A 20,149-nucleotide genomic window follows, 5' to 3' on the forward strand; every position below is an offset into this window, starting at 1 on the left:
AGGTCACAAAGGTTTTCACAAAGGCCACGGAGCACAGGGGTGTTCAGTGCTCTATGCTCTATGTTCTATGTTCTGTTAATCAAATTTCTTTAATCTTCAATCGTTAATCTTTTAATCATGATCAATCCCCATTCAATCTCCCATCAACCCCATCAATCACCCATCTTCTGCCTTTAACCACAAAGGTCACAAAGGTTTTCACAAAGGCCACGGAGCACAGGGGTGTTCAGTGCTCTATGCTCTATGTTCTATGTTCTGTTAATCAAATTTCTTTAATCTTCAATCGTTAATCTTTTAATCATGATCAATCTCCATTCAATCCATCCCATCAACCCCATCAATCACCCATCTTCTGCCTTTAACCACAAAGGCCACAAAGGTTTTCACAAAGGCCACGGAGCACAGGGGTGTTCAGTGTTCTATGCTCTATGTTATATGTTCTGTTAATCAAATTTCGTTAATCTTCAATCGTTAATCTTTTAATCATGATCAATCCCCATTCAATCTCCCATCAATCTTTTTCAATCTCCCATCAATTGGTTAGTCTCTCTTACTTCATCATTCATTATTAATTATTCAATGGCTCTTAAACGACTAATAATTTTTGTAATTTTATTGAAACGATAATATCTCCTTTATGAAGCCATTTCATCTTGTTTTTACATTGCTTACTTTTTCATTAATGGTCTGTGCGCAAAACGATGAAGTCATTATTAAGACCGTCCAGTTATCCGATCATATTTATATGTTAGAAGGACAAGGTGGCAATATAGGGGTTTCTATAGGCGACGATGGTGTTTTGATGATCGATAGCCAATTTGCCCAACTTACTCCAAAATTATTGGAAGCCATTAGAACCTTAAGCGATAAGCCCTTAAAGTATCTAGTCAACACCCATCATCATGGCGACCATACCGGGGGCAATGCTAATATAGCGAAACATAATGCTACTATTATTGCGCATGATAATGTTAGAAAACATTTACTGGTAGACAATAAAAATGACAAACTCCCCGCTATTACATTTAACGACAAACTTAGCCTCTATATTAATGGAGAACAGGTGGTTGTAATGCATTTCGATAATGCCCATACCAATGGCGACAGCATGCTATATTTTACCGAAAGCAACGTCCTGCATACAGGCGATATTTTCTTTGCCCAACGTTACCCTTATATTGATTTGAATTCTGGCGGCAGCGTTAATGGTTATATTGAAGCCGTTAAAAGCGCTTTGATTCTTATTGATGAAAACACTAAAATCATTCCGGGTCACGGTGAGGCTTCAAACAAAAAAAGCTATCAATTCTTTTTAAGTATGTTGGAAGATTTAAAAACTACGGTTTTGGCCGAAATTAAAACAGGAAAATCTGAAGAAGAAGTAGTCAACAACACAAACCTTACTAAAACATATGACGATTTAGGCTATAGTTGGAATTTTATTTCTTCAGAAAAAATAAGAAGAACGTTTTATAGGAGTCTGAAAGCTAACGGTTAGGGTGTTCCCCTGCGGGTCGCGCTTTCCATTAAATCTTTTGCATTGTTAACTTCAAAAATTTAGAACTCGTAATTAATACACATCGTACAACAATCCAACAACCATCTTGGCCAACAATGCAAAAGGATATCATTGCAATCGCTAACACAAAACGGCCTTCCCATAAGCATCAGGATGAATTCAAAAAAGTGTTTCATGCCCTAAAAAGTAGATTCCTGCTTTCACTTCGACTAAGTTCAGTGTGACACGCAAGAATGACAACACACTTAATTATCAAAATACCAATTAAACAAATCGGTTCTTAACCCAAGGTTAAACCAGACCGTATCGCTTTTAAATGTTGAAGACGTCGTCGCATCCGGATTAAAGTTCCTAACCGTTACATCTACAAACAACTTTAAATTGGTTGACGGATTTATTAAATACCCCCCTTGCACATTGCCATAAAACGTTTTGGTGTTGACCCCTTGCCCTACTGTAACACCGGTATCAAAAGGGCGGTCGTTATAGTTCCTGTAAATATCGCCACCATAACTAAAATTATCGGCACCATCATTAAAGTCCAATCCACGTGTGCCAAAAATAAATTTGGCATCGCCATACCAACGCTTATAACGGTAATGCCCTATAAGTACCAGCTCACTAAAATTAGCTCCCCACAAATGGGCCATAGATTGGTTGTTATGCCCATAATTCAACACTATGGTATTATGGGAATAGGTGTAGGGACGTATACGGTTGTATTCCATCTGTAGCATTAAATTGTCCACCTTAAAGGCATTATAATATTTAAGCCCCAATTGATAACCAAATTTATTTTTCCAACTTTTTTCTCCTGCTTTGACATCACTTAATGAGAATTCATCAAGCACGAACTGGCTATAGACATTCACATGATCATTAAACTTGTATTTCGCCGAAGCCCCTAAAATGGCATTTCCTGCGCCTTGCCCAGTTTCAAACTCAATGGCTCTATAAAAAATAATTGGGTTTAAATAATTAATATCAAATCCGCGGTTGTTAGTATTGGTCCATATAACCGATTCAAAAAAGCCTAGATTCAAACGTTTAGATACATTCCAACTTAAATAGTGGTTCGCCATATATTTCGTTAAAAACGCGCCATCTTCCGTTGCCTCGGGGCGCACATCTTTTAACCACATCCATGTGTTGGTGTATTTAATCTTCCAAAACGTGGTGTTCAATTTAAAAAACGGACTCGGGCTGGCCACATCACTTAACAACAAGGAACGGTAGCCATCACCTATAAAATTTTTACCATGACCAAACTGAATATTGACAAACTTAGTTGGGGTATAGGACATATAGGCTTCGGCAACTGGGTAATCGTAAGAATCTGTTTTAAAACGTTTTGCAATGCCACGACCGGGAATGATTGCCGGGTCTGGGCCAAAAGCTTTTAAACTTTCGGCATAACTGTTTACGTATTGGGCAAAGCGCCCTTGACTTTCAAACACCGAGGCATAATAGTTAAATTTGTCGCCCAGTCCACCTTGGATTAAAATACCTCGCGTATTATTATAAGTGGAACTAAAGTCTGCTTCAGTATCTTTTCCCACTTGCAGGTCCAAAATAGGATCAATGGTAAACCAATAGTCCTTGCCTTGTAATTGTACCAAATGCTCATTCCATAGTTTTCTACCTAGCCAAGTATCGGTTTCTTTGTTAAGCTTATCCCTTTCAGATTTAAAATCGTAATACCTCGAAACGTCATCAAACAAAAAAGGTTTTGAAGCCGTATGACTGTTAGTACCAACAACATTCATATGCCTATCGAACTTTGCGTAGTCGCTATGGGTAAAAGGCACATTTAACTGACTGTAGAGTCGCTTATCTTCATAGGCCATAAGAGACAATGCTACACTATCAAACTCAGACTTTGCCTGTTGCTCTAATTTTGATACCGCGTTAATCTTAGTCTGTGAATCGCTATAATCTACACTCTGGTTTACCAAAGGTATTTTAATAGCCATGGCATACTGTTTATATGTAGTACGTCCACTATAGATGGCTGGTTTTATCCTTGGAAATGTTGAGAACACCCGTTTGGCTTCTACTTTTAAAGCTTCGTATAGGGCACCTACATATACAACCTGAAATACGCCTGTGGTGTCTACCTCAAAAAGCACTGAAACCTCTCCTTTATAATGTTCCTCTGTAAGATTTTGGGGAACTTTAAAATGATCGTAAATGTGATTGTATACATTAGTATTAAAACAAGCTTGTAAACTATCTACAGCAACTCCTTCACAATCTGGGAACACTGGAGGTTTTTCGTTAGATAGTATGGCCTGGGCATAAGTGTTATACTGAACTGTAAGCAGGAGTAGCACAACAAATCTCTTCATGGTAAATGGCAAGCTTTGGTTTTATGCCGAAAGATACTATATTTTTAACAATGGAGCGTTAAAACAAAGTAGCTGTCTCAAAAGCTTCAAACGATGTCATTCTGGATTTATTTCAGAATTTAATCCTATTGATTATCGATTTTCAGAACTTGAAACAACACTTCCACTGCACTTTCATTACCTCAGCAACCACGCTCAGTGTGACAGTTCAAGTTCTGAAAATCGACTTTTAAGACAACCACTTAATTTACAGGTGATTATTTTTATTGCACCTTAAATACGATAGGTAGATTGTATATCACCCCAACATTTTTATCATTTTGCTTTCCTGGAGTCATTTCAGGTATTAAATTAATAACTCTTACGGCCTCATCCTCCAGCTTAGGATGTGGTGCCCTGGTCTTAATGTTATTCACATTTCCTGTTTTATCAATGGTGAATTGCACATCTATTTTTTGTATACCTTGCAAACCATAGTCTGAAGCTACATCGTCCCCATTAAACTTACGACGGACCAGCTTGCTTATTTTTTCAGACATGCACTTCCGTTTAGCATCATTAGTTTTTTTGCCCTCACAACCAGGATAAATGGGAACTACTTCTATAAAAGCAAAAGGTACTGGATTGTCTTCAGGCTCATCAGGTAAATCAGGCAAAGCGTCAGGATCAAAAACTGGATTATCAGGCAAGGTCTCTTTAGGTTTGTCTATAAACGGAGGATCTGGGGTATCATCTGGAACTTCTTTATATTTAGGATCCTTTGTTGCCCTTCTTTGAATTGGCTCCTCAAAAACCGGTTTTTCCAGTTTCACTTGTGGAGACTCAATGTAGTCTGGTTCTTCAAGTTGTGGTAGATCTGTGTAACTATGAATGGTCGTTTCAAATTCCATTTCAAATAAACCGTGGGTAAACAGTAGGCAAACTATTAAGCCTATTTGAAAGTAAAGGGTGGAGTTTTTTTGTAAATTTGCATCATGCTTTTGTGGTTTCCTCACGTATTCCTCATTTTGCCGAATGAGGTCGTGAGAATCTTTTGGATTTCTCATAATAATTATAGTTTAAATGTTAATATTATGATAAAATCACAATAAGCATACCAAAAAAAATCCCGTTACAGATTTTGTAACGGGATTTTATATTTTCAGCTCTACTTAGGCTAACAACACCTTTTTATAGGCTATGTAAATTTAATCTTGAACTTGGAAAATAATAGGCAACGAATATGGAACAGTTACTGGCTTACCACGTTGTTTTCCTGGTTTCATCTTAGGCAATAGATTAATAACCCTTGCGGCTTCTTTTTCCAAGCCCGGGTGTGGTGCTCTTGCTCTAACACCAACTATACTTCCTGTTTTGTCTATTTTGAAAATTACATTAATACGTTGTCTTCCAGACAATCCTAAATCGCCAGCTAAGTCTGTATTGAACTTTTTATTAACGAACTTTGAGATTTTCTCAGACATACAAGCCCGCTTTTCGTTATTGTTCTTCTTATTTTCACATCCTGGAAATACGGGTACGTTTTCAATAACTGCAAACGGCACCTCAATATCTTCTTCTACTTCTTCTACTTCTACTTCTTCTACCTCAACAATTTCTTCTGTTTGATCGGTTTCTGTAGATTCAATAACAGTTTCTTCAACTTCCTCTTCATCTTCTACTATCTCAATAACCTCTGGAGCCGCTGGTGGTGGTGGAGGTGGTGGAGGCGTTTGAATTTGTTCTGTAATTGGAATTTCTTCATCATCCAATTCATCTAAATTCAACTGACCTATATCAATAGATTCTTTATCATAAGTCTTGTAGTTTATAGCAAAATTTGCTAAAAACATCATTAAAGCCAAACCAACAGCAAAATAGAGTGAGCTGTTACGTCCTACATTAGCTTTGGGATTTTTCTTTGGTTCCATAATCTTATCGTTTTTCAGGATTGCTAAAATAACTATTTATTTGTCAAAAAAACAAGTGATCAACTATTTTTAACGTCTTTATTCTTATAACACAACAATACTAATGCTGCTAAAAGTATTCCCACGGTATTTGCCAACACATCATAAACGTCTGAAGCTCTGGTAGACGTGAGTGCACTTTGTAATAGCTCAATAATTATACCAAACACAAACGCCAACAAACTTGCGCTTAATATGGCTGGGCTTTTTTTTAATTTTACTTGAGACACAAACACATTAAACCACAATAAAGACAATATAAAATAGGCACAAAAATGAAATAGCTTATCCCCTGAGTTATATGGCGCTTTTGGTAATTCCCCTAAGTTAATTAAACATAAAAACGCTAAACCAAGCGAATAAGCTATAGCAATAAAATAAGCGTATTTTTTAAGCACCAACTAGCGCTTTATAGTCATCTGATGATAGTAAAGCTTCGGCTTGCGACAAATCGGAACACTTCACTTTAATCATCCATCCATCACCATAAGGATCGGAATTTACTTTTTCAGGCTCGTCTTCTAAAGTTTCATTGAACTCTATTATTTCGCCTGCAAGTGGCAAAAATAAATCAGATACTGTTTTCACAGCTTCAACCGTACCAAAAATTTCTTCGGCATCAAGTGTTTCGTCAACAGTTTCTACTTCAACGTAAACAATATCACCCAATTCACCTTGAGCAAAATCGGTAATACCAATTGTAGCGATATCGCCGTCAATCTTTACCCACTCGTGATCCTTAGTGTATTTTAATTCTGATGGAATATTCATTTATTGTTTTATTTAATTAATTTCAGCAAATGTATTTAATCCCACTATAAAATCAAATAGGCCATAGAACAAATTTTCCCTTAAGGTTGAAAGGATTGATTTAGATTGAAAACAATCAAGAATTAAGATCCGAAAATTAAGCGCCTAGTGCCATGACCAAACTATTCGTTCATCAATCTTCAATTGTTAATCTTCAACCGTTAATTGTTGGTTTCCACCCTCAAGATTGTAGACTTATTGCATTGGCTATACTCACACCAATCACCTGCCTTATAATCTCTTGTTAAGACGCAATGAACAAAGGTTTTTTCCAACATCCAACTTCCAGCTTCTAACTTCCAGCCTCCAGCATCTAATTTCCAAAATTATAACGCAGGGTCAAACCAGATCGAATAGTAGTTTGTGGAAAAGCCGTTGAAATGGCATATTCTGAAAAGGCATAATCGAAGTAAAAAATTCCTGTTAGATTCTTACTAAAGGCATAATCGGCCGAATATTTTAGGCCCCAAATGGTCTGTCCTGAGGTCACTTGGTTATTTTCCAAATCGAGATACCTAATAATGGTCTTGTTCTCCCTTATGGAAATATCGGCTTTCATATTCAAATCGCTAACAATACGCTTTCTTGGCCCAGCCAATTGCGAGCGTATACGCACATCCTTTATACGATAGCCTAAGCCCATCACATATTCGTTACCTAATATTTCAGTTATCAGGTTATTATCGAAGCTCAGAGACAATAAACGATCTTTCTTAACCTCTGCTAAAATTTTAACCGAGTTTTTCATTTCGAAGTCGACACGGATTAACGGACTGAACATCTCGGTTAAATTGATGTTACTAAACAGTGTTTTACTCTTATAGTCCCCAGATTGGTTTTTTGCACTATCATTTTGCGGATCATCATAACCTAAACTAAAGTCTGGTGCCGTATAATCTAAATTAGATTGAAACTGATTGATGGTATAATTAGATCGGTAACCATGCGTTATTGAAAATCGCTTAAAACGTTTTTTAAACCAATTGAATTTCATAAAACCGGAATATTTTAAATCCCAGTTAGGAATAGGCACATTTCTAAATGCCGTTGTTTTAACCTTGCCGGCATCCTGACCAGAATAGGCTGCTAAAAATGCTGGCAATAATACCGCCTGACTATTTTTACCAAAGCCTTTTGGAAAACCATCGGCATCTACATCGTTTACATCGGCCCCATTTTGTTGGGCTAAACGTCTTGCTATAATAAGCCTATTGGTTCTAAAATCGTTAAAGGCATCAGAGCTGGTTTCATCACTTTTGCTAAATGCCGTTTTTATTAAGATGGTTGAAATATTAAAATTTCCAAAGGCATTGGGTGTTAATGAATTGTACACACCATTTTCAACCCTATAATTTTCATTGTAATTTTCGTAATGTGTCCTATTGGCTACTATATCAATTTTTAAATCCCTAAACGGTTCTATGTTAGCCGATATATCCAATTGCTTGGAATGGGTTTCGGTGTATTGCTGATTAAATTCCGGAAAGACCGTTAACCAGCCTTTACGCGCTGCCAAATATCTAATATCACTTTGGCTTCCAAAGGTATAACCCAACGTTGGCTTTAAAGTTCCTATAAACCCAGGTGTTCTTATATAACCTGGCAAAAAGGTTCCGTTATTTTCAGAATAATTAACCTGAATACGTTTAATACTCGTTAAAATATCCACCCCGGCATTTAACAATTTTGTTCCTGTATTGTTTTTTGCCTTAGGCTTATTCGTATCTTGGTCCGCCCCGGGAGGGCCTGCTCTTCTTGTACGAGCACCCCTAACCGGTTTTTTTACCAAGCCAAGGTATTTATACAACCGGTCCATATTTAGGGACGAATTGATATTATGCGTGTTGGCATTTTGAATGGTGTTTCCTAAATCAAATTTTCCTGTAAGCTGTGAATTAGGGTCATTTGGATCGGTATAGTCTAGCTCAATATCTCCATATAAATCAGATCCTTTCTGCCACTGAAAATCGCCACTGTACTGGTAGGTTGCATCTAAAAAGTTAAAGGTTGGTATCTTATTTAATGGTAATTGATAGGTTATGCCCAACTGTTGACTTTGTCTATTGGGATCGCCAACATCAAAGAATCCATCCCACACATCCAATGTTGGGTCTTGTTCACCATTAACAATATTATCCTTAAAGTAATTACGAACAATATTGTTATTGGACGCTACAAAGTTTAACTGCAACGCATCGGTTATGTTATAATTGATGGTATATTGAAAATCGAAGGTGTAATTTCTTCTAAACAATTCTTCAATACCAATATTGTCCCCACCAAGGTCTATTTCCCTAAACTTTTGTTTGTTGAACTGGCGGTTAATATTGGTATTCATCGTAAAGCTTGTAGGTAGCAGATTGAAATTAAAATCTTTTAAGATCTTTAAATATTTACCTTTAAATAGCGAATCGTTCTTTTTAAAAGGCTCTACTTTAATTGGGTTAAAATTAAAGGCATAATTAGCTCCAACACGCACTGTTTTATTGACTAAGTTTTCTATTTCGAAATCGCGATGTTCTAACTTGTTATAAGAATAGTTAAAGGTTAAATTCTCCACATCGTAAAAACGCGGTATGGCCTCTTCATTGGTTCTAATTTTTCTAACTCCAATAAAGTTAATACTCTTTCGTTTGGTATAATCTTCTGATCGTCGTTTGATGGTTTCCCGTTCTTCATTTGAATTAGCGGCATCCAAACGAGAGTCCAAGGTTAAATCCTTATAGAACTGATCGTATTTAGGCGTAATCAACTCTTCGCTTTGTGCATAATTAAACGGCAATTGGATGCCTGCCTTTTTTGGAAGCAATTGCCCCAAATTAACATTGGTTACCACATCGTATTGTTTAACATCTTCCAAACTACGCTGGCTCGGCCCCTGTTCTAATGAACCAAATCCAGAAGTACTTTGGCGCCCTGTAGCACTAATCGTGGCAAAGTCTGCTATATTGGCATCCATACTTACTACGGCTGCCCACCCGCCTTCGTTATCCATATCGGAGAGACGTAATTCATTAAACCATACCTCCGCACAAACGTCATTATTATCAGTACGGTTTTTAACTCCAACCATTAAGGTTCTGATGTCTCCAAAATTTGGGTTTCCCTTAATGGCCACACGGTGCTGCCCTAATACATAACCTGAAAACTGATCATTATTAGGTACAGGTACGGGCTCACCATTTATAACATCGTAAAAGGTAGGGTCTAAATCTGTTAATGTTCCGTCTGAAATACCTTGGGCTTTAATTTTACCCAAAACATCAATTGGTAAATTAATCTCATTTTTCAGAGGCCAAAGGCCATCCCTTGTTTGTGACACTGAAACTTCTAACGGAACCTCAATCTGGTAGAAGTTTTCAGTAAGGTCATTACCCATTCGAATAAAGCCAACCAAGTCATTATCTCTCAAACCGTTTATCTCATCCTCCTCGGCGTGTATAAACATACGCATACGCTTAAATTGGCGCATGTCTATATTAATATTTTTATATACTGCCCTAGAATCTTTAGGCTTTAGATTACATACATTCAATACTAAAGACTGCTCGTTCTGCTCAATAACGGTATTGTTATTAAACAGTTCTTCAGGCTCTATCCCAGGAGGCCTATCATAGCGGCCTTCATTTTCAATAGTCCCGATAATGCCCACTGAAAAATCGGTACCTGAATCCTCAGGTTTAGGAAAATTTTTATTCAACGCTTGCCTATACCGTCTCCAATCGCTACGCACCAAATCCAAAGTTCCAAAACGGAACACCGTTTTTTGGGTAAAATCCTTTAAATACACCCGGGCAAAGCGTACCGAACGTAAATCGGCTATCTCCCCTATTGCCTTTCTATGATTACCCTCTACAGGAATTCTAAATTGGTACCAGGTTACTTTTTTACTATCACCATTAGGTAATGTTCTGGAATGCTGCTTAAAATCGGTTAAGAATGTTTTTAACGGATTGCTAGCTGGCAGGTTTTCAAACCCATTTTGGTCTGTTGGTAAGTTCTGTCTGGAGAGCTCCAACTCATACTCAAAATAACTGTCAATCGTATTCATGGTATTATCGCGATTGATATCCTCTACATCAGGTTGGATATTCGCTCCTCTATCAGTTTGGCTAAAGGTATCTGGTGTATTACCTTCTACTCCATTGTATCGTTTGTAACGCTCAAAAATATCACCCGGAGCATTTAAGAAATAAGTATAGTTATCGTTTGCTGGGTCATCCAAATCTCTATATGGTGCCATTATAGAATTAATTTGAGCTATACGAGCTTGTTCCGTAGGGTCTGTACTATTTGTTGCAATGGGGGTTTTTTCTTTATTATCACCATAACCATCGTACCCTACATCTTGATTATCGCGTTCCTCTCCCGTGGTGTCGAACGCATAAACCAAAGATTGGTTTTGAGGCACTACCGTTCCATAATCTGTAGGCAACAACAAACTCACATCACCATTTTCAGGCAGCCCGTTTTCGTAAAGTTTACGTCCATCCTTAAGAATGTCCTCTGAAATATTACCCAAGTTGAACACTAACGTCCCTCCTGGGTTAGTAGGGTTTTCCTGAAACGGATCTTGAAGCCAAAACTCGATATATTCCACATTGGCTTGCTCTAAATCGGTTGAAGTTAATTGCCTGGTTATACCTGCCCAAGAATTTTCCGGGTTACTCAAATTCCCGTTTTCGGAACCTGGCTGAAAATTATAAGGCCCTCGTTCTTCAGGATAATAAGTTAAATCCAAAGTGAATATGGCCGAGTTTTGTCCCGGTACAATATTCCGATTAGGGAAAAGCTCTTCTATAAATACACGGCTGGTATAAATGTCGGACACATCGTCGTCACTCACATCACCTGGTCGCTGACTACTATAAAATATAGGGTCTACGGTATACCAGTTTAACATGGCCCTGTCAAAACCATTTTGAATGCCGTTTTCATCCTCTGGACCTTCAATATAAGACCTGCCAAGACCTTTTGGCCTACTAGACAAAAACCACGATTGCTGTGATTTTAGATCAATCGCATTCTGTGAGCCTTCAAAATCATCAATATACGACGTGGCTTCACCATTTAAATTCGTACCTTTAGGTGCTCCCGGTAACAAATACGCCATTTCACCCCTAACTGACATATTAGATTCTACATCGGTATCAATATTAGGTAGTTTATTGGCCAATCGTGTTAAAAAGGGTACTTTGGCAGCATAGTTGCCATTAAATCCAAAAATGGTATTGTTAATGGGTTCTGTCCCATAATTCGCCTTTTGGGTAATGGGGCGCTCGTTTAAATTTAGCAAGGTACCACCCAGTACAAAATTTTCATTGAATTTGTGTTCTACATTGATACCTGTGAAGCGTCTGGTTTGCTGGCCAAACACGGCATTATTTTCTGTTGAAATGTTAATTGGTGTGTTTGAGGCTTTTAATGCTTCATCTAAAATTTGAACACGGCCTAACTGATAATTCACCGTATAATCGATACCTTCTACCAATTGGCGTCCGCCTGCAGTAACCACTACCGAACCACGGGGCACATTAAAAGCACCTATTGGAATACCATCACCAGCTGCCGATTTATAACGTCCTTTTAATTTGAATTTGTTTTTCTCAACCTCATCCAGCGCTTTTGTTTTTGTGCTTTTATAGAGCAAGTCGTAAACGTACTTTTCTTGGTTGGCGTTAGTATAGGTTTCTTGATTGTAATCTTCTTGGTTATCATTTGGATCACCATCATCATCCAAAATATCGAATAAATAGCGCCCAAATGGCTCTGCTTTAGTGAAGATAATTTTACCGTTCTGGGGAATTACTGTTATTCCAGGTACAAAATCGAAAAAGCCATCGCCCCCACCTTGTGGATCGTTATTAAAATTTAACTTATCTAGCCCAAATACTTTTAGTAATGGATTATTTTGAATTAAATCTTCTTCTGGGGTATAATTTGGATTGTTAGGATCTGTAATCACCACTTTTCCATTAATATCCAAATAAAACTGATCATTTACTGGCTGAATAAAATTTAAAGGAGATGCTTCGTTATAAAAAATATTCAGTTTGAAATCGTCTTGATTCAAATTATAGGCCCCAGTGTCGTATATATTCTTCATCATCAGGTCCCAAATAGGATCATTAACACTAGTGATGCTACTCTTAAGCATTTTAAGCACTAAGTTTGAATTGACTACCGATGTTACCTGTCCTTGATTGTTATTAGTTACCTCTGTTGCATTCACTCCATCGTTGGCAAACTCTCCTACTTGATAAACTTCACCCGCTACGGTAAACTGAAATGCAACTGCTAAAACCTCATCATTATTTAGACGTTGGTTTAATGAGATATACCCAAGATCCTTATTTAATATATACTCCTGACCTTCAATAAGTTTTCTCGCGTTTTCCAACTTGGCATAATCAAAGCCTTCACTAACCGCCGATGATAGTGAACCAAACCCTTGTTGAACGGTTGCAGGGTCTCTTATGAGTTCTGTAAGCACAGAACCTGAGCCAATTGCTGTAGGGTCGTAGTCGTTGTTTCCATTATCTGGCAACTGTTGTAGATTGTTTATAAACCCATTAGGGATTGGATCTAACAAAAGGTTATCATTACTTGGGCTTGCTGGATTATATTCAGATTCCCCTAAATCTTGAAGCGCCACAATGTTCCTCACATTTTCGGTACGATTATTTCGGTTGGTCATCCACACTTCAATTCTTGTAATCTGTAAGCCCTTGGTATTTAAATAGGGATAAGTGCTTAATGCGTTATCGTAATTATCCCTAAAATACTGCGCCAAAAAGAAGTGCCTGTTTTCGTCGTAATCGCGAATAAACAATTCAAATTCTTCTAAAGTACCTCCGCCTTGGGCAATTACAGATGTTGATTGTGATTTCTGTTCAGAAAACACACCTGTTACCGTTGTTCTTCCAAACTGCAATTGTGCTTTTACCCCAAAAAGGCTTTGGGCTCCTGTAATAAGCGAACTATTTAATGGCATGCTTACATTACCAACTTCTATCTTTTGGATGATATCATCTTCGGTTGGCGTGTATTCAAGCTTTATTAAATTTTGAAAATCGAAGGTCGATTGGGTGTCGTAATTGGCCGTTACCTGTAAACGCTCTCCTACCTTACCTAAAAGGCTTAAACTGATGCGTTGATCAAAATCGAAAGTAAAGTTACTACGGTTTCTTGGGGAAAACAAAGGGTTATCCTGTTTGGAAAACAATACTCCCAAATCCATTTCCACAGATCCTTGTGGTACGACCTCAATGGTATTACCTCCAAAGATGGTTTCAAAAAATCCAGAGTTCACATAAAATTCAGGCAGTAGATTTTTTTGTGCATCATCGGCTCCTTCCTTTTTACCATCGAAGGCATCAATCTTTTGCTTGTAATAGTTCTTTAAATTTTCTTTCGCTACTAATTCGTAGTACTCTTTGGGCGTTAATATAACGGGATAGTTGATATTAAAATCCCCTACTGTTTCTGTATAAATATATCTATCTGTAAGTGGATCGTAAGTGTACTTAGACTGTATACTATTGGGGTTAGGTGTTTTGAGCGTCCCTAAGCTAAATCCTGTTTTTGTAGAATCCTGTGGCGTTGGCTGTTGCGCCCATGAAACCAGGGTGAACAAACAGACCGTTACTAATACAAGACATTTTTTTATAGGTTTACAAACTTTATGGTTAGTTGTGTTCAAAATCTATTATAAATTTTTTAACGCTTCTTTAATCAGGGTTTCCACATTAGCCTCTGGTTGACTTTTAACAATTTTATCCACGACACGTTCCGCTTGTTTTTTCATAAAACCAAGCACCTCTAAAGCAGATAACGCTTCTTCTTTATTGGTATTGTCTTTCGACACAGAAACTTCATCTATATCGTAAATCTTTAAAACCTTATCTTTTAAATCTAAAATAACCCGTTGTGCTGTTTTAGCCCCAATACCTTTAATGGATTGTATTAAAGCCACATCGTTCATCGCTATGGCTTCACGTACTTGCTTTGGCGTTAAGGAAGACAACATGGTACGTGCTGTACTGGCCCCAATGCCACTAACAGAAATTAGCAACCTAAAAATCTCACGTTCAGCTAAAGATGAAAATCCGTAAAGTGTATGCGAATCTTCTTTTACTTGTAAATGTGCATATAACTTTAACTGTTCGTTGTCTGGAATTTGAGAAAATGTATGAAGCGAAATATTTAACATATACCCCACACCATTACAATCTATAACAACATGTGTTGGATTTTTTTCAGTAAGTTTTCCTTGAATATGTGTAATCATTTACCCCCCTAGTTAACTACTCAAATGTAATAAAATTATTAACGAACTCATTTAAACTTTTTTGAAAAGCATAAAAACTAGATAATAAACAGATTTTAATGCTTTACAGGACCTTTGTAAAAACCGAAAAAAGCCTCACTAAATCTAACCAGATTCTGTACAAATGGCATTCTTATGCACACAAAAAATTAATTTTACTATGAATTTTTTGTACTTCTTTGTTGGCTTTCTGATGATATTTAAACACTAAGGTCTCTAAAGCCATTTATTACAAACCTATTTTGATTCAGTATTTTCTTGTTCCCACTTCTCTTTATATTGGGCATCAATTACTGCAATGGCTGTCATGTTTACAATTTCGTCTACACTAGCTCCTAATTGAAGAATATGTACCGGTTTACGCATGCCCATCATAATAGGCCCTATGGAATCGGCTTCATTTAGTTCCTTCAATAATTTATAAGTAATGTTTGCCGAGTCTAAATTAGGGAATATTAAAGCATTCACTTTTTTTCCTACTAATTTTGAAAACGGGAATTTTTCACGAAGCATTTCATCGTTTAAAGCAAAGTCGGTTTGCAACTCGCCATCAACATCTAAATCTGGATAGTGACGGTGCAAATAGGATACCGCATCACGAACTTTAGATGCCCCTGTATGGTCTGAAGAACCAAAGTTTGAATAGGAAATCATTGCCATTACAGGATTCATTCCAAACATTTTAATAACTTGTGAGGTCATCTGGGCTATCTTGGTTAAATCTTTAGCCGTGGGATCAATATTAATTGAGGTATCACTCAAAAACAATGGTCCCCTTTTGGTTATCATCACATTGGTAGTCGCTATTCTTGTAGCCCCATGAGCCTTGCCTATTAACTCCATCATTGGTTTCACTACGGTTGGATAGCTACGTGAATATCCAGAAATTAACGCATCTGCATCACCTTCATTAACCATCATAGCAGCAAAATAGTTACGCTCCCGCATTAGGCGTTGTGCCGAATAATAGGTTACCCCCCTACGTTTGCGTTGTTCCCAATATACCTTGGCGTACCTATCTTTCCTAGGGTTTTCTTCTTCTGTTTTAGGATCAATAATGGGTACATCATCAGCCTCAAACTCGATTTCCTTCATCAAGGCTTCTATAGTTTCCTTTCTTCCCAACAAAATGGGCTGTGCAATACCATCTTCGTAAACTATTTGCGCCGCCTTTAAAACGTTTAACTGATCGGCTTCTGCAAAAACCACACGCTTAGGTGCTAGCTTTGCGCGGTTTAATAATAACCTCACTAATTTATTATCGGATCCTAATCGCTCCAGCAATGAGTCTTTGTATTTTTCCCAATCTGTTATTGGTTTTTTGGCCACACCACTTTCAATTGCTGCTTTAGCTACTGCTGGTGGCACTTCGGCAATTAACCTAGGGTCGAATGGTTTAGGTATGATATATTCCTTTCCAAATGTTAGTCGGGTTTCTCCGTAAGCAATATTGACCTGTTCTGGCACTGGCTCTTTTGCTAATTTTGCTAATGCTTTTACTGCTGCCATTTTCATGGCTTCGTTAATTTTTGTTGCCCTAACATCGAGTGCCCCTCTGAAGATGAACGGAAACCCTAGTACATTGTTCACTTGGTTAGGATGATCACTACGTCCTGTAGCCATGATGATGTCCTTACGGGTAGAAACCGCCAAATTATAAGCTATTTCAGGATTTGGATTGGCCATTGCAAAAACAATAGGATTTTTTGCCATAGACAGCAACATATCTGGCGACACAATATTAGCCAAGGAGAGTCCTATAAACACATCGGCTCCTTTCATCGCTTCATCAAGCGTGTCTATTTTTCTATGTGTGGCAAACTCTGCTTTTTCACTGGAAAGGTTTTCCCTATCGTTTCTTATAACGCCCTTACTATCTAGCATCACCATATTTTCACGCTTCACACCACAGGCCTGATAGAGACGCGAACATGAAATAGCAGCTGCTCCGGCACCGCTAATTACTAGCTTAACTTTGTCCATCTTTTTCTCGGCAAGCTCTACGGCATTTAATAATGCCGCCGCAGAAATGATGGCCGTCCCATGCTGGTCGTCGTGCATTACGGGAATATCCAATTCCTCCTTCAGGCGTCTTTCTATTTCGAAAGCTTCAGGTGCTTTAATATCTTCAAGGTTTATTCCTCCAAAAGTTGGTGCAATATTCTTAACGGTTGCAATGAATTCGTCAACATTTTCGGTATTGACTTCAATATCAAACACATCTATATCGGCGAAGATTTTAAACAACAGCCCTTTACCTTCCATAACTGGTTTGGATGCTTCTGGGCCAATATTTCCTAGACCTAATACTGCGGTACCATTGGAAATTACAGCTACCAAATTACCTTTTGCTGTATATTTATAAGCTTTATCCTTATCTTTTTCTATCTCTAAACAGGGCTCTGCCACACCAGGAGAATATGCTAAAGACAAGTCTCTTTGACTAGCATATTTTTTGGTGGGAACTACTTTAATTTTACCAGGAGTGGGTTTAGCGTGATATATAAGGGCTTCTCTACGTTTACTTTCTTCGCTCATATGATGGATGGCTTTTTTAATGAACTTACAAAGATAGCAATCCTAATTTTGTGGGGCCCTATGCTTTTAAAAAATTGATATTTCTTTTCTCATATATAAATCATATGAATGCAAAAAACCTCCTCTTTAAAAGTTCATAGTTTTTGTTTCCCCTGAACATGTATACGTAATAGAGAAATCCAACGTTTTTAAATGTGCTCTTAAATGTGCTAAATCGTAGTTATTTACCCATTTAATATCTATTACATCTGAAGAAGTTTCATTAATATGGATAGTCCCTAAAAAGGCTTTGGATGTATTTCTTAATTTAATAAGTTGAAGTTGATTAAGTACGATATCGGTCTTTAACCCTTCTTCCATTTTATTTAGGGCAACTGTTGTTCTATTAATTTCTTTGTGTCCTCCATCTCCAGCTTTTTTAACTGCATCGTAATCATTTTTACCTGCAAAAAGATCTAAATACCACACTTGTGGAATCCCAGGCATAAATAATTGTATGGCTCTAGCCAATAAAAGTTTTGTTTCATCTTCTCCAAGTGCACTAAAGTATGTTGCGTTTATTTGATAATAAGAAACCCTTTTGCCCGAAGCATCATAAAGATTTTTAACTTTTCCTCCTCTAGCTATGATTGTATCCATGAGCGTTTCTATCTCTTCATTTTTTAAAAGTCCCTCATGATATACACCATTAACCTCTTTTCCTTTTAAATCCAAGACAGGAATGCCATCATGACATCCTAACATGTTTACGGTTTTATAATTATTCTCAATAATTTCAGTGATCCATTTTAAAAGCGCCTTATTATCTGCATTTTCAATTGTGTATAGTATTAATCCCGGCAGAAAAAAATCATAAATACAATAACCTTGCTGTGCCACTTCCTTGTGTAGTCCAGAACCATACTCCGCATGTATTTCTGGCAATAACAATAAATCATTTTTTTTGGCCATTGTATTTATACGCTCCAAATAGTCCCAAGTCCCAGGTTTATTAAAGAAATTCGATTGCCCAATTTCTTTATGTAAATAAGCAAAAGCATCCAATCTTAATATTTTGCACCCAAAATCTTTTAAATTGGAAAGGGTTTCATCATAAAAATCCCAAACCATTTGCGACTTGGCATTAACATCCATTTGCCCTAAAAAACTTTTATCCAAATTTACTTTCTGATAAAAGGTATTCCAGTAAGGTTTTTCTGTACCATCAGGGAAAGGTACTTTTAAAATAGGCAAACCAGATTTTCTCATAAATAATTTATCGAGAAACTCTTTTTTAGGAATTATAACACCATTATCTCCTATGATTCCGTTTCCTTCCCAAAAGCTATTCCAATTGATAAAAAAATCTTTGTATTTTGATTGGTCTCCTTTTTCTAACAAATCTTTAAACTGTGGTGATGCTACCGATAAATGGTTTAAAACAATATCAAATTTCAACTGTATATTGAGTTTTTCTAAAGCTTCCAAATCGGATTTTGAAACTAAATCTTCATTTATATTGTAATCGATTATAGAAAACCCTCTGTCTAAATCGCTGTTAAAAAAAGTTGGTAGCACATAAAACAGGGAAAAAACATCTATAAACTCAGGCTTTTTCAACATTCTTATGGTATCACTTAACTTCTCTCCAATGCTATCAGGGTACGCATTAAGCATAACACCATTACCAATAATAGAATTTTTTGTCATTTTTAAGAATTATAGAAGTTCTGATAATATGTTAATGTTGTCTGGCAGCCTCCCCACGTTTTGAAGCTTTAAAGCGGCTAATTTCAAAGCTACTTTCAAACATTCTTCAATAGGTTTTTCTTTTATATAAGCGAACAAGAAACCGGACCAAAAGGCATCTCCAGCCCCTGTCGCATCCTGCACTACATCTATTTGTATGGCTGGTAATTGAATGATTCCCCCGCCTTTTTGGGATAGTTTAACACCTTTGCTTCCCAAAGTTAAACAAACTGTATCTACACCTTCGGAATGAAAAAAATCAAATATATCTTCATGAGGTATTTTTTGTTCAAAAAGCCTAAGCATGTCATCTTCGCTAATTTTAACCAAAGGATTGAATTTGCAATACGCCTTAATGACCTCAATCGCTTCTTCTTGACTGCCCCATAGCTTTTTAGCATAATTTACATCGATGCTTAATTTGCATCCTGAATTAAATGCTTCCCTAGCTTTTTCTAAAATAGTCAATTGCGCCGGTTGTTTACTTAATGCAAAGCAAGTTGTGTGGAAAATATTGGTTTTTAATAGCAGCTCTTTAGAAATTTGATTTTCTATAATAAAATAATCTGCTTCTCTAAATGGAATAAAATCTGGAGTGCCATCCGTTCTAGACACAAAAATAACACTTGTTGGTTTTTTCTCAAGCTTTCTAATATAGCTTGTAACCACCCCAACACCTTCTAACCTTTTAAAAATATAATCTCCAAAACCATCATTCCCAACAGTAGCCACCATAACAGATTTTAAGCCCAATCTAGCTGAATTCATAGACACATTTGCAGGAGAACCTCCTAAATATCTGTGATAATCTCGTGTATTGTTGATGAGCACTCCTGTTTGATGTCCTATGAAATCAACAAGCACTTCACCAACACAAAGGATATCTATATCTTTATTAATGTTTTTCAAAACTATTTTCTTTTCTTAA

Annotated in this window: 11 protein-coding genes; 1 reads left to right on the top strand and 10 read right to left on the bottom strand. The window is 37.0% G+C overall.

Features of this window, described 5'->3' with window-relative positions; genetic code table 11:
- The first annotated feature begins 637 nt into the window (after window positions 1-637).
- Window positions 638-1,498: an MBL fold metallo-hydrolase gene (locus MR062_RS04380; protein WP_242202870.1), complete on the top strand. Its 861-nt coding sequence runs from the start codon at window positions 638-640 to the stop codon at window positions 1,496-1,498.
- A 266-nt stretch (window positions 1,499-1,764) separates the two neighbouring features.
- On the opposite strand, the gene MR062_RS04385 is transcribed toward MR062_RS04380, so the two are convergent.
- The 10 genes from MR062_RS04385 to MR062_RS04430 all read right to left on the bottom strand — a co-directional run bounded on the left by MR062_RS04385 (window position 1,765) and on the right by MR062_RS04430 (window position 20,121).
- Complete coding sequence (locus tag MR062_RS04385) at window positions 1,765-3,867, bottom strand: gliding motility protein RemB (RefSeq protein ID WP_242202871.1); 2,103 nt, start codon at window positions 3,865-3,867, stop codon at window positions 1,765-1,767.
- A gap of 263 nt (window positions 3,868-4,130) precedes the next feature.
- On the bottom strand, window positions 4,131-4,913 hold the full coding sequence (locus tag MR062_RS04390) for an energy transducer TonB (RefSeq protein ID WP_242202872.1): 783 nt from the start codon (window positions 4,911-4,913) through the stop codon (window positions 4,131-4,133).
- Window positions 4,914-5,054: 141 nt separating this feature from the next.
- On the bottom strand, window positions 5,055-5,777 hold the full coding sequence (locus MR062_RS04395; RefSeq protein WP_242202873.1) for an energy transducer TonB: 723 nt from the start codon (window positions 5,775-5,777) through the stop codon (window positions 5,055-5,057).
- Between the two features lie 59 nt (window positions 5,778-5,836).
- A complete protein-coding gene (locus MR062_RS04400) occupies window positions 5,837-6,214 on the bottom strand; it encodes a VanZ family protein (protein ID WP_242202874.1) in 378 nt (125 codons plus the stop codon).
- Window positions 6,207-6,587, bottom strand: a complete 381-nt coding sequence (gcvH, locus tag MR062_RS04405) for a glycine cleavage system protein GcvH (protein WP_242202875.1) — start codon at window positions 6,585-6,587, stop codon at window positions 6,207-6,209. Before gcvH ends, MR062_RS04400 begins: the two co-directional genes overlap by 8 nt.
- A 352-nt stretch (window positions 6,588-6,939) precedes the next feature.
- Entirely contained in the window at window positions 6,940-14,328 is a 7,389-nt protein-coding gene (gene sov / locus MR062_RS04410; protein WP_242202876.1) for a T9SS outer membrane translocon Sov/SprA, read from the bottom strand.
- Window positions 14,329-14,334: 6 nt separating this feature from the next.
- Window positions 14,335-14,916 carry a Holliday junction branch migration protein RuvA gene (gene ruvA / locus MR062_RS04415; RefSeq protein ID WP_242202877.1) on the bottom strand — a complete coding sequence of 194 codons (582 nt, stop codon included), beginning with the start codon at window positions 14,914-14,916 and terminating at the stop codon, window positions 14,335-14,337.
- Between the two features lie 276 nt (window positions 14,917-15,192).
- On the bottom strand, window positions 15,193-17,493 hold the full coding sequence (locus tag MR062_RS04420) for an NADP-dependent malic enzyme (protein WP_242202878.1): 2,301 nt from the start codon (window positions 17,491-17,493) through the stop codon (window positions 15,193-15,195).
- Window positions 17,494-17,619: 126 nt separating this feature from the next.
- Window positions 17,620-19,182, bottom strand: a complete 1,563-nt coding sequence (gene gtfA / locus MR062_RS04425) for a sucrose phosphorylase (protein ID WP_242202879.1) — start codon at window positions 19,180-19,182, stop codon at window positions 17,620-17,622.
- A gap of 9 nt (window positions 19,183-19,191) precedes the next feature.
- Window positions 19,192-20,121, bottom strand: a complete 930-nt coding sequence (locus MR062_RS04430; protein ID WP_242203173.1) for a carbohydrate kinase family protein — start codon at window positions 20,119-20,121, stop codon at window positions 19,192-19,194.
- Between the last annotated feature and the right edge of the window lie 28 nt (window positions 20,122-20,149).

The organism is Aestuariivivens insulae (assembly GCF_022662195.1).
GTDB classification, from domain to species: domain Bacteria; phylum Bacteroidota; class Bacteroidia; order Flavobacteriales; family Flavobacteriaceae; genus Aestuariivivens; species Aestuariivivens insulae.